The 15,321-nt window shown below is 43.3% G+C and carries 13 protein-coding genes and 1 tRNA gene; 10 read left to right on the forward strand and 4 right to left on the reverse strand.

All coding sequences use genetic code 11. The features are described 5' to 3' along the window. Positions 1-273 precede the first annotated feature (273 nt). Positions 274-1,590, forward strand: a complete 1,317-nt coding sequence (gene trmFO / locus RRG12_RS39675) for an FADH(2)-oxidizing methylenetetrahydrofolate--tRNA-(uracil(54)-C(5))-methyltransferase TrmFO (RefSeq protein ID WP_420762976.1) — start codon at positions 274-276, stop codon at positions 1,588-1,590. Between the two features lie 72 nt (positions 1,591-1,662). Here the strand turns inward: trmFO and RRG12_RS39680 are convergent, their stop codons facing one another. After that, positions 1,663-1,950 carry a hypothetical protein gene (locus RRG12_RS39680; protein WP_069067825.1) on the reverse strand — a complete coding sequence of 96 codons (288 nt, stop codon included), beginning with the start codon at positions 1,948-1,950 and terminating at the stop codon, positions 1,663-1,665. Positions 1,951-2,311: 361 nt separating this feature from the next. Between RRG12_RS39680 and RRG12_RS39685 the strand changes: the two genes are divergently transcribed. The 9 genes from RRG12_RS39685 to RRG12_RS39725 all read left to right on the forward strand — a co-directional run bounded on the left by RRG12_RS39685 (position 2,312) and on the right by RRG12_RS39725 (position 13,034). Continuing rightward, positions 2,312-3,499: a murein hydrolase activator EnvC family protein gene (locus tag RRG12_RS39685; protein WP_420762977.1), complete on the forward strand. Its 1,188-nt coding sequence runs from the start codon at positions 2,312-2,314 to the stop codon at positions 3,497-3,499. A 44-nt stretch (positions 3,500-3,543) separates the two neighbouring features. Next, positions 3,544-3,616, forward strand: a tRNA-Arg gene (locus RRG12_RS39690). A gap of 320 nt (positions 3,617-3,936) precedes the next feature. Continuing rightward, complete coding sequence (locus tag RRG12_RS39695; RefSeq protein WP_420762978.1) at positions 3,937-4,515, forward strand: Uma2 family endonuclease; 579 nt, start codon at positions 3,937-3,939, stop codon at positions 4,513-4,515. A 209-nt stretch (positions 4,516-4,724) separates the two neighbouring features. After that, entirely contained in the window at positions 4,725-6,143 is a 1,419-nt protein-coding gene (locus RRG12_RS39700) for a DUF3370 domain-containing protein (RefSeq protein ID WP_420762979.1), read from the forward strand. 34 nt (positions 6,144-6,177) lie between these two features. Further along, positions 6,178-6,567, forward strand: coding sequence for a VOC family protein (locus RRG12_RS39705; RefSeq protein ID WP_420762980.1), 390 nt, complete (start codon positions 6,178-6,180; stop codon positions 6,565-6,567). Between the two features lie 80 nt (positions 6,568-6,647). Beyond that, on the forward strand, positions 6,648-7,532 hold the full coding sequence (gene ylqF, locus RRG12_RS39710; RefSeq protein WP_181930807.1) for a ribosome biogenesis GTPase YlqF: 885 nt from the start codon (positions 6,648-6,650) through the stop codon (positions 7,530-7,532). A 367-nt stretch (positions 7,533-7,899) separates the two neighbouring features. After that, positions 7,900-9,540: an adenylate/guanylate cyclase domain-containing protein gene (locus RRG12_RS39715; protein WP_420762981.1), complete on the forward strand. Its 1,641-nt coding sequence runs from the start codon at positions 7,900-7,902 to the stop codon at positions 9,538-9,540. Between the two features lie 259 nt (positions 9,541-9,799). After that, the gene (locus RRG12_RS39720) at positions 9,800-11,167 is read left to right on the forward strand and encodes an NAD-dependent succinate-semialdehyde dehydrogenase (protein WP_420762982.1); all 1,368 of its coding nucleotides are present in this window, start codon (positions 9,800-9,802) and stop codon (positions 11,165-11,167) included. 223 nt (positions 11,168-11,390) lie between these two features. Further along, positions 11,391-13,034 carry an acetolactate synthase large subunit gene (locus tag RRG12_RS39725; protein WP_069067834.1) on the forward strand — a complete coding sequence of 548 codons (1,644 nt, stop codon included), beginning with the start codon at positions 11,391-11,393 and terminating at the stop codon, positions 13,032-13,034. 410 nt (positions 13,035-13,444) lie between these two features. On the opposite strand, the gene namA is transcribed toward RRG12_RS39725, so the two are convergent. The 3 genes from namA to RRG12_RS39740 are packed head-to-tail and all read right to left on the reverse strand — an operon-like array spanning position 13,445 to position 14,964. Continuing rightward, positions 13,445-14,512 carry an NADPH dehydrogenase NamA gene (gene namA / locus RRG12_RS39730; RefSeq protein WP_069067835.1) on the reverse strand — a complete coding sequence of 356 codons (1,068 nt, stop codon included), beginning with the start codon at positions 14,510-14,512 and terminating at the stop codon, positions 13,445-13,447. Positions 14,513-14,533: 21 nt separating this feature from the next. Then, on the reverse strand, positions 14,534-14,710 hold the full coding sequence (locus RRG12_RS39735) for a hypothetical protein (RefSeq protein ID WP_420762983.1): 177 nt from the start codon (positions 14,708-14,710) through the stop codon (positions 14,534-14,536). Between the two features lie 47 nt (positions 14,711-14,757). Then, on the reverse strand, positions 14,758-14,964 hold the full coding sequence (locus tag RRG12_RS39740) for a hypothetical protein (RefSeq protein ID WP_069067836.1): 207 nt from the start codon (positions 14,962-14,964) through the stop codon (positions 14,758-14,760). Positions 14,965-15,321: the final 357 nt, after the last annotated feature.

Below are 15,321 nucleotides of genomic sequence, written 5' to 3' on the forward strand. Positions count from 1 at the left end.
GGATTTACAATCCCTGGCGGGTGAACAACACCCAATCAGTACGCTATTTTTGGCTTAAGTTGACACCAGTGGCTTTTCGGCCCACCCTACAAGAATCATCCCTTGATTCAGCAACGCCGAAAAGGGAATTGACACAGATAATTTGTAATTGTTGCTGTTGATGGTGCGTTATGCTGTCGCTACTGGTTATGTCTAAAACGCCCTACTTGTTGATGCGTTCTAGCGCTGATGCTGGTAGATACTTATGATGATATGGAAATTAAAAATTTAACTATGGAAACACAACCGATACAAGTAATTGGAGGTGGACTAGCTGGGACAGAAGCAGCTTGGCAAATAGCCCAAGCTGGAGTGCCAGTAATTTTGCATGAAATGCGTCCAAAGCGATTTAGTCCTGCTCATCATACAGAACATTTGGCAGAATTAGTCTGTAGTAATTCTTTTGGAGCAATGGCAAGCGATCGCGCCGCTGGATTATTGCACGAAGAATTACGCCAACTCGGTTCGATTGTCATCTCAAAAGCTGATGAACACGCTGTTCCGGCTGGTGGGGCGCTAGCTGTAGACAGGGGACAATTTGGCCAAGATTTAACTGAAACTTTAGCGAGTCATCCTTTAGTTGAATTTCGTCGGGGTGAAGTGTCTGCCATTCCTGAAGGGATTGTGGTTTTGGCAACCGGGCCATTAACCAGTCCTGATTTAGCAGAAGATTTGCAGCGTTTTACAGGGATGGAATACTTGAGCTTTTTCGATGCAGCTAGTCCAATTATCGTGGGAGAATCGATTAATCGTGACATTGCTTTTATGGCATCACGTTATGACAAAGGTGAAGCTGCTTATCTCAACTGCCCAATGAATAAAGAGCAGTACTTGCACTTCCGCGAAGAACTTTGTAAAGCTGAACAAACAGAACTTAAGGGTTTTGAACGGGAAACAGCGAAATTTTTTGAAGCTTGTTTACCCATAGAAGAACTAGCACAGCGCGGGGAAGATACCATGCGCTACGGCCCCCTAAAACCAGTCGGATTGTCAGATACTCGCACAGGGGAACGTCCTTATGCTGTGGTGCAGTTGCGACAAGAAGATAAAGCTGGTCAACTGTGGAACATGGTAGGATTCCAAACTAACCTGCGCTGGGGTGAACAAAAGCGCATATTTCAGTTAATTCCCAGTTTGGAAAAGGCAGAGTTTGTGAGGCTGGGAGTGATGCACCGCAACACTTTTATTAATGCTCCCCAATTAATGCATCCTACCTTGCAATTTAAAGAGCGTCCCACATTGTTAGCCGCTGGACAGTTGATTGGTACTGAAGGTTATACAGCTGCGGCTGCGGGTGGCTGCTTGGCGGGAATTAATGCAGCAAGATTAGCTTTGGGTAAAGAAGCTTTGGTTTTACCACCAACAACAATGATGGGTGCGTTATTGGAATTTATTAGTTCCGCTTCGCCGAAGCATTTCCAACCAATGCCACCCAACTTTGGGATTTTTCCCGATTTAGGAATGAAAATCAAAAGTAAACCAGAGCGTTATGGACGTTACCGCGATCGCTCTTTAGCTGATTTGGCAAGCTGGAAAGCTAATCATAATTAATGGGCATGGGGCATGGGGCATGGGGCATGGGGCATTGGGCATTGTTTATTTCTCCCTCATCTTCCCCACTCCCTATTTTTTAATCGTGACTAATCCATGTATGCCTAGTGCTGTAATTACACCTCCCAGTAATCCCCAGGTACCATCGGCAAATACGTTGATGCGATGAATGTAAGTGCGATGATAGGCATACTCTAACTGTCTATCATTGACTTTCCCGACCTCTACCAGGTTTTCCACATTATTTTCAGCTTTGATCAGTGCTGCATAATCGAGATTAAACCAATACAACGATACTCCCACCACTGCCAAACCTGGAAAGACTAAAGTAATTAACAGAATTGCTATACGTGCGTTCATATACCTCACCCGCTGACCAGTTTTAATTAAAGATTAAAAATTAAAAATTGAAAGAAATAATAATTTTTAATTAATTAATTCTGGGTACAAGCCCCTACTGATAGCGCAGGCGGCAAGCGAGTCCGCGTACTCTTACATAGAAGCAAGCTACGCGCAGCGTCTCGTAGAGAGCGTCTTGCAATTTTTAATTTTACATTTTTAATTTTTAATTGGTTTGACATACCTGCTTAATGCTGACATAGCTGGAATCCTTGTGTTACAACTTGGCAGACCAATTTAATAATGTGTTGGCGTGGGTGAATTAGATTTTGGGAATAATCCTCATAGTGTTTGAAAGTATCGTTTTGATTAGGTTCGCACTATGAGAGGGCGATTTCTAGAAAAAAAGCAGATTTATTGCTGTTTATCTATTGCATTTTGCTGCATTTTGTGGACTTGTTTGGCACTAATTCCAGCCTATGCAACATCAACAGGGTCTATTGATACTCTGCGACAACAGCAGCAACAAATGAACCAGCAGCAGCAGAGTGTGGTTAACGAGCGCGATCGCTTGACTAATCTCCAACAAGAGGCCCAAAAACACCTCACTGGTTTAAAGCAAAATCTGCAAACTACAGATAGCTATCTTCAAGAGAGTGAATCACGATTACAACTCGCCACCCAACGCCTCCAGCAATTGGAAACCGATTTAGCTGTGGCGGAACGTTCCTATCAGGAGCGGCAAATAGCAACAGTAGCACGATTGCGTTATCTCCAGCGATCGCCTGCATCTGCTGGATGGGCGGTTTTGTTGCAAAGTCAAAATATCAGCGACTTTATCAGTCGTCGTCATCAGTTGAAGTTAGTGTTTCAGGCAGATCAGAAAATTTTGGTAAAACTCAACACCCAAGCAAACCTGATCAATCAACAAAAAACAGACGTAGAACAGCAAAAAAACGAAATTGCTTTAATTCGTGAGCAACTTTTAGCACAAAAATCCGATTATCAAACCCAGGCGCAATCGCAATCAGAATTGATTCAACGCCTCAATAGCGATCGCCTAGCCTTAGAAGCCGCACAAAATCAGCTAGAGAGGGAATCCAAAAATCTCGAAGTCTTGATTCAACAAAAAGTAGCAGAAGCCCAAGCAAAAACCAACAGCCGGACAAGTGTGATCATTCGCGGAACTGGTGTCATGGCATATCCTAGCAATGCTTCTACTAGCAGTCCCTTTGGCTGGCGGATGCACCCTGTTCTCGGCTATCGTCGTTTTCACGCCGGCTTAGATTTTGCCGCTAGCTATGGCAGTACAATTCGAGCAGCCGATTCGGGAACAGTAATTTTTGCTGGGTGGTATGGTGGTTATGGCAAAGCGGTAATTATCGATCACGGCAATGGTATTACAACACTGTACGGTCATAGCAGTGAATTATATGTTGCTGACGGACAAGCAGTTGAACGCGGACAAGCGATCGCAGCTGTTGGTTCCACAGGTTTATCGACTGGCCCCCACCTCCACTTTGAAGTGCGTCGCAATGGTACACCCGTAGACCCGACTAATTATCTTTAAGGCTGAAAATATTATCACAAACGTGCTATAATAGTGAGGATTAAGGGCGCGTAGCTCAGTGGATAGAGCAACAGATTCCGGTTCTGTGGGTCGGGGGTTCAAATCCCTCCGCGCTCGTTACCTTTAGAAGACTAAGCACAAAATCGAGAGGTCATTTTCTCTCATAGGATAAAACCAATTTACCCTATGAGACAGAATGCTAACCGATAGTCTGGAATACAAAAATTAGTGTGTCTATGTGGTGAGTGATATAACACTACATATCTTCTTTTCTCATTCAGTCTCTCACCCCTATAACTACCCCAAGCTTTTTTAAAAAATAAAACAACGGCGCATTTGTTGGGGAGAATTCCTAAAGTAGAGGTAGAAGCTAAATCTTCCCTATTAGCAGCAGATGGGTTTGATGCAACTAGGATTTTTGTGGAGCGCAATTAATTATGACTGCTTTAACCTTACAATTACCTCCTAATCTGCAATTTACTGATGAGGAATTTGCACAGATTGTAGCTGTGAATAAAGAATTACGACTAGAGTTAACTGCTGAAGGGGAATTAATTATCATGTCACCGACTGGGGGAGAAACGGGAAACCGTAATTTTGAACTGTATCTTGATTTAGGAGTTTGGAACAGACAAAATAAGCTAGGAAAAGCTTTTGATTCTTCTACTGGGTTTAAACTGCCAAATGGGGCAACTCGTTCACCTGATGCTTCTTGGGTAAGGATAGAAAGATGGGATGCTCTTAGCTCAGAACAAAGAAAGAAATTTCTCCCTTTGTGTCCTGATTTTGCAGTGGAATTGGTTTCTGAAACTGATGATGTGGAAGATACTAAAGCTAAAATGGAGGAATATTTAGCAAATGGCTTGCAACTGGGTTGGTTAATTAATCCTAAAGATAAACAAGTCATAATTTATCGCCCAAATCTTGCACCGGAAGTTTTACAATCTCCTACACGTTTATCGGGTGAAGGTGTTCTCCCTGGTTTTGTTTTAAATTTACAGCAGATTTTTGCATAGATGACTGATTATCTTGATTTTATTTCTACTAAAATTCGCTTAAACCATCGACACTCCCTTTAAACATCAAAAGCCCTGCTGACGTAGGCTACTGGAACTATACTTACAATTTAATAGCGATGCCTACGCATTCTCAGAAATCCCCGTCCAGGAACTTGTAGTAATAACTTCTGATCTTTGATACCACAGCTTTCTTGACGCTCAAATTTATGCTGGTTAAATTCCCATCACCTGTATTTACACTTCTATTAGGACTTGCCATAACTCAAACCTTTGGATGCACAACTTATAAAGATAATTCAGCGATCGCTCAAACTTCACCGAAGCCAGTACCCCAAGAAATTGTGCAACCAGGAGAAGTTCGACCTTTACCAGGCAAGTTAGATACAATACCTGTTTTTAACAGCAATAGCCCAGAATGGATTAAAACTGAGGGTATTTTACTTTCTACCTTTCCTAAAAACGGTAAAAAAGTTCCAGCAGCGCACCTCAATTTTCCCTTTCAGGGACGCTTTGACTTATTCGCCCACCATTACACTCACACTCCCAAGGATTTACAAACGCTATATTTGGGCGTAATCGTACATAACCCTGGTAAAAAACCTGTAACAGTAGATGTATTGCAAGCCGCAAGTTATTTAATGCAGGATGCACCCTTTGTAACCTTACCCCCCTACATAGAAAATAACGATGGTAAGACTTACTCAGGCCCAGGCGCTCGTGCTGTTAGTGATGTACTCCGAGGTGTTCGACAAGCAGATTTTCCCGCAAAGCTGATAATTCCCCCAGGACAAAGCCGGATGTTATTAAATCATCCGATTCCTGTACGGAATCTAGAAAAGCCAGTGAATGGTCGTTCTAGCTTTATGCGGTTGCGTAGTAGCGATCAAGTTTATGGGGCAAGTTTAGCAATGTTTGCTAAGAAAAATTCTGATAATACAGACCGCCCACCCACTCTGGCAGAATGGCAAGCTTTACTAAATACCGGGAACTTTGCTGGGCCAAGAGATAAAACCCCTACTCCTCTAAATGCTACCAGTGGCGCACTGATTTATGGGCGTGTAGCTGGTGTATCTAGTGGTTCCCAGTGGAAAGCAAAGTTGGTAGATAATCCCCAAACCAAAAATCTGACTATTCCCCAGCGTGGCAAAGCTATTTCTTATGCTTTAGACACATTACTCAGTGGTCGATTGGGCACTCAACAAATCCAAACGGCCAAAATGCTGGTACGTTATCCAGATACGGCTTATGAAGCACATGGTAATTATGGGGTGGAATATAAACTCACTTTACCCTTAAGCAACGATACCAACCAAAACCAGACCGTGACTGTTACTTTAGAAACACCTTTAAAGGAAGATAAATTATCCCAAGGTGGTCTACGTTTCCGCAAACCATCGCTAGATTTTCCTTTCTTCCGTGGTACAGTGCGGCTACGCTACTTTGATGACCAAGGTCAACAAAAGACGCGCTACATACATCTATGGCACAGAACTGGTCAGGTGTTAGAACCATTAGTGCAGCTTGTACTTCCACCTTCAACTCAGCGGATAGTACAGGTAGATGTGATTTATCCACCAGATTCGACACCACCGCAAGTGCTGAGTGTAAGAACTTTAGAAAAGTGAGAGTCTCAAAAAAATCAAATAACTTAAGGCTTATATGGTTTTTCAGTACACTAACGCATTTATCGCCATAGCATCGGTTAATTGCGATAATTTAGTAAATTTCTATACTAAATTGCTGGAGCAAAAGCCAGTTTCTTTGATTCCGAATGTCTATGCTGAATTTAATTTGGTTAGTATGCGATTAGGTATTTTTAAACCAAAGAACACAAACGAATCTGAATTTGAAACGATGTCTAATGCCAAAAGTAAGATAAGTTTGTGTTTAGAGGTAAGTAACTTAGAAGATGCGATCGCTCACCTAACTGCTTTGGGCTATCCTCCACCAGGAGACATTTCCATTGCTTCCCACGGCAGAGAAATTTATGCCTATGACCCTGATGGCAATCGTCTGATTTTACATCAAGCTGCTAGAGGGAGTCATTAGTCATTTGTCATTGGTCATTTGCAAAGGACAAAGGACAAATAACAAATAACAAATAACAAAGGACAAAGGACAAAGGACAAATGGCTATAACTCAAAACTATAGATTAAACCTGATTCAATGGTATCCAGGTCACATTGCTAAAGCTGAAAAGAAACTCAAAGAACAGCTGAAGCGCGTAGATGTGGTGTTTGAGGTACGAGACGCCCGGATTCCCTTAGCGACTCACCATCCCCAAATGGCTGAGTGGGTGGAGGGTAAGACACGGGTGTTGATACTAAACCGAGTAGATATGATTACGCCGCAAATGCGATCGCTGTGGATAGATTGGTTTAAACGTCAGGGGGAAGTCCCTTATTTTACCAACGCTCAACATGGTAAAGGTATAGCAGAGGTAGCGCGGGCAGCACAAGCTGCTGGAGTAGAGCTAAATCAAAGAAGAAGCGATCGCGGAATGTTACCCCGTCCAGTGCGGGCTGTAGTGATTGGTTTTCCCAATGTTGGTAAATCAGCTTTGATTAACCGTCTGTTGGGAAAGCGAGTTGTGGAAAGTGCAGCTCGTCCTGGGGTAACTCGCCAACTCCGCTGGGTGCGAATTTCCGAACATTTGGAATTACTAGATGCTCCTGGTGTCATCCCTGTAAGATTAGAAAATCAAGATGCAGCATTAAAATTAGCTATTTGTGATGATATCGGTGAAGCATCCTACGATAATCAGCTAGTAGCAGCAGCCCTAGTGGATTTACTAAACTATTTGGAAGCTGTAGCCGCAGATTTATTACCAAAAAAACCATTAGAGTCCCGTTACCAACTCGATTCGACAATATCAGACACCGGAGATATCTATTTACACGCCTTAGCAGAACATCGTTACAAAGGTGATATAGAGCGAGCTGCAAGGCAACTTTTAACAGATTTTCGCAAGGGGTTATTGGGTGAAATTAGTTTAGAATTGCCACCTAACTAGATTACAAGCATTTTCAGCCCGTTTTTGAAGTGTTTTAAGTACTTACTAGTCCTATAGCTGGGTTTTGGTTTAAGTTGATACCAATGATAGATGTGCTCCCTTTCTGAGGATTTTATCAAGAAAGACAGGAGAACTCACCGTGCTAGCCTGGCTGACAAAATTGCAAATTTGGTGGCTCCTCTTCACCAAGGGATTCAAACACTCTGAACTGAACTCCAGCAAAATTGCCTCATTCAATGTAATATCTGTCACATACAGTTGTCGGAATGCAGTTAACAGTGTCATAAAGAAAAGGTGAAGGTTAACCTGTAGGGTATAACTTACCTCACAGCTTTGCACCTCTAGCCTCAATGGATCTATCACACTCATGACTGAACTCACGCTACGCCTACAAGAGGGAGATACCGAGACAACGATCGCAGTTGAACAAGATGTATTTACAATTGGTCGTTTGCCCGAATGTAACTTGTACTTACCTTTTGCTGGAGTATCCCGCAACCATGCTCGCCTGGTGAAAACGGCTGACGGTGTGTGGACTATTGAGGATCTGGGCAGCAAAAACGGGACGCAAGTCAATAAATATCTTGTTAACTTTCCCCAAGAGTTACATCACGGCGATATCATTTGGCTGGGCAATGTTAGCCTGGTAGTGCTGCTCACAACCCCTGTTTACCAACCAACACCTGAGTATTCTGGAAGTTCGGAAAATAATGAGCAGAGAACAATCCTGCACAATGTCGAACAATTACAACAGCAATGGATCGCCGCTGATAGCAAAGATGGCAACATCAACAATAAAGACAAAACTATTGCTCGTCTCAAAGACTTAGTGGACATAGCGAAAAATCTCTGTGCGGCGGCGTCTATAGAAGAAATTTTTTCTCAGGTGCAGCAAGTAGTTTTTCGTTACCTTGATAGTATTGATCGCTTGGCATTATTAATTGATGTCAATGGTTGCGGCCAGTTGGAATTAGTGAATGCTGCCACTAGAAACGCTTCCCAACAAAAAAATCTCGCCTCTGATGGTAGTTGGATTAGTCGTAGTATCTGTCAAAAGGTATTTGAAGAAAAAGTCGTCATTCAAACCGCCGATACTCATCAAGATGAACGGTTTGCGAGTGAACAGAGTATTTTGGTCAAAGGCATTCGCAGCGCGATGGCAGTGCCTTTATGGGATGAAAATAAAGTTGTGGGCGTACTGTATGCCGACGCCAATCTTTCTTCTTACCATTGGGCAAATGAAGGTGAAGAAGAACTCAGCTTTTTTTCGGCTTTAGCAAACCTTGTGGCTTCGAGCGTCCAGCGTTGGCTACTGGTAGAGAAACTCAAAACTGAAGAGATGATTCGTCACCGACTAGAACGCTATCATTCTCCCGCAGTTGTACAGCAGTTGATATCTGTAGGCGGATTACCGGGTGGTCGTTTAGCTCCCGCCGAGAGCGAAATCAGTATTTTGTTTGCGGATTTAGTTGGCTTTACGGCAATTTCTGAACGATTAACACCAACTGCGATCGCTAAACTATTAAATAATTTATTTGAAGAAATGCTCAAAGAAGTGTTTACTTGCGGCGGCACTTTAGATAAGTACATTGGCGATTGTATCATGGCATTTTTTGGCGCTCCCGAACCGCAGCTAGATCACGCCGATCGCGCCGTTGCTGCTGCCAAAGGAATGCTCAATCGTCTCGAACATCTTAATGCCAACGGTTTTTGGCACGAACCCCTGCAATTACGCATTGCGATTAATAGCGGTAAAGCTGTTGTTGGAGATGTCGGTAGTTCCCAAAGGGTAGATTATACGGCATTAGGTGCGACAATTAATCTTGCGGCTCGTATGGAAGCAGTTTGTCCCCCTAGTGAATGCGTGATTAGTGAAGCCACCCATAAAATGCTTGCACAACCCTCAGACTTCCAGGAAATGGGAGATTATCGTTTCAAGGGTATTGATCGATTAGTAAAGGTTTATCAGACAAATTTGCAGCCAGTGCCAACAATGATTGGTCATTAGTCATTTGTCATTGGTTATTGGGCACTTTTACTGAGTTTTGCTGCTGGCGCCCTAACAAAGGACTCATAACTAATGACAAATTTATCAAGATAAATACATAGTCAAGTTGTATATTTTATTTCAAAAAAAATTGCAAAATTGTAATATTGGGCAGCTAATTCTTGGTTAAAAGACTAAAATTTGGGTGTAGCTTCCAGAATTGATCTGTGTAACACTAGGAAGCCAACAGTCAAGCTATTTTTTAACGGGAGGTTAGGTAATGGCGATCGCCACCATTAATCCCGCCACTGGGGAGACGCTCAAAACCTTTGAGGCGCTCAATGATGCAGAAATTGCCGCTAAACTCGATTTGGCTAATCAGGCTTTTGAACAGTATCGTCAGACTAGTTTCTCTCAACGATCGCACTGGCTACAACAAGCTGCTGATATTTTAGAGCAAGACAAAGCAGAATTTGCTAAGTTGATGACTCTGGAAATGGGTAAGCCATTTAAAGCTGCGATCGCAGAAGTCGAAAAATGCGCCGTCGTCTGTCGCTACTATGCCGAACACGCCTCTAGTTTTCTAGCTGATGTCAGTGTAAAAACTGATGCCAGCGAGAGTTTTGTACGTTATCAACCAATGGGTGCAATCCTCGCGGTGATGCCGTGGAACTTCCCCTTTTGGCAAGTTTTTCGTTTTGCCGCACCAGCTTTGATGGCGGGAAATGTCGGCTTACTCAAACACGCTTCCAATGTGCCGCAGTGCGCCTTGGCAATTGAAGATATTATCCGACGTGCAGGTTTTCCTGAAGGTGCGTTTCAAACTCTGTTAATCGGCGCTGCCAAAGTTGCTGATTTAATGGCTGATGAACGGGTAAAAGCTGCTACCTTGACCGGAAGTGAACCAGCAGGTGCATCCCTCGCCGTCGCCGCCGGCAAACAAATTAAAAAAACAGTTTTGGAATTAGGAGGAAGTGACCCGTTTATTGTGTTAGCAAGTGCTGACTTAGAGACAGCAGTTGTCACAGCAACTACAGCGCGGATGTTGAATAACGGGCAATCATGTATTGCAGCGAAACGTTTTATTGTCGCAGATGCGATCGCAGACAAATTTGAAAAATTGCTTTTAGAAAAGTTTGAGACGCTGAAAGTAGGCGATCCCATGCAACCAGATACCGACTTAGGCCCACTGGCTACACCTGGTATTCTCCAGGATTTAGACCAACAAGTGCAAAGTGCCATCCGCAGCGGTGGCAAAGTCCTCACCGGTGGACATCCTTTATCAGATCGTCCAGGGAACTTTTATCCGCCAACGATTATCATAGATATCCCGTCTGATACACCAATTGCAAAAGAAGAATTTTTTGGCCCAGTAGCCTTGTTATTCCGGGTTCCAGATATCGATGCTGCCATTAAACTCGCTAATGACTCACCCTTTGGCCTAGGTGCGAGTGCTTGGACAACCAATAACCAAGAGAGCGATCGCTTGGTTGAGGAAATCGAAGCAGGTGCCGTATTTATCAACAGTATGGTCAAATCCGATCCCCGATTGCCCTTTGGTGGTATTAAGCGTTCTGGATATGGCAGGGAATTGAGTATCCAAGGTATACATGAGTTTGTCAATGTCAAAACCGTGTGGGTGAAATGATAGGGACTGGGGACTGGGTATTAGGGACTGGGTATTGGGATTAGAAATTAGGAATTAGGGATTACGGATTAGGTATTGGGAAAGATTTTTCCCATTTCCCATTTCCCAATCTCCAATACCCAGTCCTCAATCCCCAGTCCCCAGTCCCCATTACCCCTTATCCCCAGAGGGGGCCCCACCTTCCCCAATCCCCAGTCTTATTAGTTGCTAGTTAGGAAATAAAATGAATACAGCAGAATTATTGGTGCAGTGCCTAGAAAATGAAGGAGTGCAATATATTTTTGGACTCCCCGGTGAAGAAAACCTGCACGTTTTGGAAGCGCTAAAACATTCTTCCATTAAATTTATTACGACTCGTCATGAACAGGGTGCAGCATTCATGGCCGATGTCTACGGACGCTTAACCGGAAAAGCCGGAGTGTGTCTTTCTACTCTTGGCCCTGGAGCAACCAACTTGATGACTGGGGTAGCAGATGCTAACCTCGATGGTGCGCCTTTAGTGGCGATTACTGGTCAGGTGGGAACAGATAGAATGCATATCGAATCCCATCAATATTTAGATTTGGTGGCAATGTTTGCGCCTGTTACCAAGTGGAATAAGCAGATTGTGCGACCGAGTATTACACCCGAAGTAGTGCGGAAAGCATTTAAGCGATCGCAATCGGAAAAACCTGGTGCAGTTCACATTGATTTACCAGAAAATATTGCCGCCATGCCTGTAGAAGGCAAACCTTTGCGTAAGGATAATAGCGAAAAAACTTATGCATCTTTTGCTAGCATTCGAGCAGCAGCCGCCGCAATTTCCCAAGCAGTTAACCCATTAATCTTAGTAGGAAATGGGGCAATCCGCGCTCATGCAAGTGATGCAGTCACACAATTTGCCACGTTGCTGAATATACCTGTTGCCAATACCTTCATGGGTAAAGGGATTATTCCCTACACACATCAATTAGCTTTGTGGTCAGTAGGATTGCAGCAAAGAGATTACATTACCTGTGGGTTTGATAACACAGATTTAGTAATTGCGATCGGCTATGATTTGATTGAGTTTTCCCCGAAGAAATGGAATCGTAGTGGTGAAATTCCCATTGTGCATATTGGGGTAAGTCCGGCGGAGATTGATAGTAGTTATATTCCCAACGCTGAAGTTGTGGGAGATATTTCAGATTCCCTTTATGAAATCTTAAAATTAGCAGATCGACAAGGTAAACCCGATCCCTTTGCTATCAGTTTAAGGTCAGATATTCGGGCTGATTACGAACAGTATGCTAATGATGACGGATTTCCTATTAAGCCACAAAAGCTAATTTATGACTTACGGCAAGTGATGGGCCCAGATGATATTGTCATCTCTGATGTTGGCGCACATAAAATGTGGATGGCTCGTCATTATCATTGCCATAGCCCCAATACTTGCATAATTTCCAACGGCTTCGCGGCTATGGGTATTGCTATTCCTGGTGCTTTAGCAGCAAAACTGGTTCATCCCAACCGGAAAGTCGTTGCTGTCACAGGCGATGGTGGCTTTATGATGAATTCTCAGGAATTAGAAACAGCCTTGCGTGTCGGTACGCCTTTTGTCACCATAATTTTCAATGATGGTGGCTATGGGTTAATTGAGTGGAAGCAAGAAAATCAATTTGGCAAAGGAAACTCATCTTTTGTGCATTTTAGTAATCCTGATTTTGTCAAATTAGCCGAAAGTATGGGTTTAAAAGGCTACCGAGTTGAATCGGCTTTAGATTTGATTCCCACTCTGAAAGAAGCCCTAGCTCAAGATGTACCTGCGGTGATAGATTGTCCAGTAGATTATCGTGAAAATCACCGCTTTAGCCAAAAAGCCGGCGAGTTGAGTTGTACAGTGTAAAAAGTTAGTAGTCTGTCTGCATTAGTTCTGAAGGGTTTTGACATCCTCACCGCCGTGTTCGCCCTTGGCGTTCCCGTTCGCGCAGCGTCTCCGTTAGGAGAAGGGTACGCACTCTTAAGAAGGAGTAAGGAGTAATAAGTAATAAGTAATGAGTAAATACCCGTTTTTCATCCACTCATTACTCATTACTCCTCATTACTTTAAAGCCGTGCTGGAAGCACGGGGTTTTAAACCCATTTTTCGGATAAAAGTTTGTAGTAAGGACTTTAGTCCTGAATTTTTAAGCACTTAAGTGCTTACTACAAACCCAGCAAAATTAATGGGACAGACCACTCGCGTGTCATTTTGCGCTCCTACTGGGAAGCAGCAAGGCTTTGAGGTTATTGATGCTCAATTAAGCACAGGTGAAATTACAGCCAAGCTCGGTCGTATTGAACAGGCCAGAGTTTATCGTGTCCCAGTTGTTTGGCTGCCAGATGTGGCCAGTAAGGATTACGGAGTAGTTCACGTCCCAACAGCACTATATCAGCTACTTCTGTACGAATAATCTCGTCAGCTTGTTCAGGAGATGTAATTAAGCCCACGGCTCCTGTCGGAATATTAGCTTCGCGGCGGATGCGTTCGGCAAACTCAGTTTGATAACCAGGTTTAATTGGTATATTAACGCCAGGTATAATACCGCCTGATGAAGTATCGATGAGATCAACTCCTAAAGACTTGAGTTTGTCGCTTAAAGCAATACTTTGCTCAATGTCCCAGCCATTGTCTGCCCAATCGGTGGCGGAGATGCGTACCCAGAGGGGATGTGTCTGGGGCCAAACCTCTCGGACTGCTTGAACTACTTCTCTGAGAAGACGAGTCCGGTTTTCAAAGCTACCACCATAATCATCTTGACGGTGGTTAGAAAGAGGTGAGAGAAACTGGTGCAGTAAATAACCGTGGGCAGCATGGATTTCAACTACCTTGAAACCGGCTTGCAAAGAACGTTTGGCAGCTTCGACAAAGGCATCAATAACTTGTTGAATTCCCTCAAGACTGAGGGCTTCTGGAACTGGGCTATCTTTGCTAAAGGCGATCGCACTACTCGAAACCAAGGGACGCCAACCTTCCTGAGATTCATCTAGTGCTTTTCCTCCCTTACTCGGTTTGGCAGTACTGGCTTTTCTGCCTGCATGAGCAAGTTGAATACCTGCAACAGCGCCAAAGTTATGAATTAATGCCACAGCTTTGGCTAAAGTTTCTATATGTGCATCTGACCAGATTCCCAAATCTTGCGGGCTAATGCGTCCACGCGGTTCCACAGCTGCTGCCTCTGTGATCACTATACCTGCACCGCCAACTGCGCGAGAAGCCAGATGAATAACGTGCCAATCATTAGCATACCCATTTGTACTGGAATATTGACACATGGGTGAAACGGCGATGCGGTTGCGAAAGGTAACTTCACGAATCTTGAATGGTTCAAACAAATGTGCCATTGATATTGATTCCTTCTCTTGCTAGATAAAAGAAATTGGGGATTGGGGATTGGGTTTACTACAATCAGCCAGGGGCGGCTGATTGTAGTAAACATTGGCCACTGCTAAACCACAAGCGATCGCTAAAGTTAAAACGGTACTTCGCTGCGTCAGCGAATTACTATCAGTGGACAGAGCAGTATGCTCTTTAGAACTCATTATGATGCACCCAAATATGGAATAGTAGCTTAAATACTTGTTGAAGTTTATTTACGCTGTGGCGTACTTGCATCTCGATCAAGACTTGGATGAATAGGCTGAACATCAGGCTGTTGGGTCTGGGATTCCCAAATATCGCGTTTTCCTAGTTCTTGATCCACTAATAACTGTAAATGGTCTGGCAATTTAGTTGTCTGCCAAATTGACCACATTTCTCCACAAAATAATTCTTTTTCAATTTGTCCAAAAAACATTGCTTTATCTCCAGTAATGTCATGATTTAAGTTTATTAACCCCTACTTTCTGAAAGACGAAGTAACAAAATTGTCATCCTTAATTCTTTCGTAGTATTTAAAATACAGGTACTATTCCACCCTGGTATTTCTTATTAATAAAATCTCTCACCTGTGGGTCATTTAGCAGCTTGTTTAGCTTCTGAATTTTGGATTAATTTTCTCGACCTTGTAATGTGAATAATGCCAATTTAATGTGAAGTTGCACATATCTTGATCCCCCTAAATCCCCCTTAAAAAGGGGGACTTTGAATTCCCCCCTTTTTAAGGGGGGCTAGGGGGGATCGAATTCTATGCAGCTTCATAAAGAATTGGTAT

The sequence above is a fragment of the Nostoc sp. CALU 546 genome (assembly GCF_048836525.1).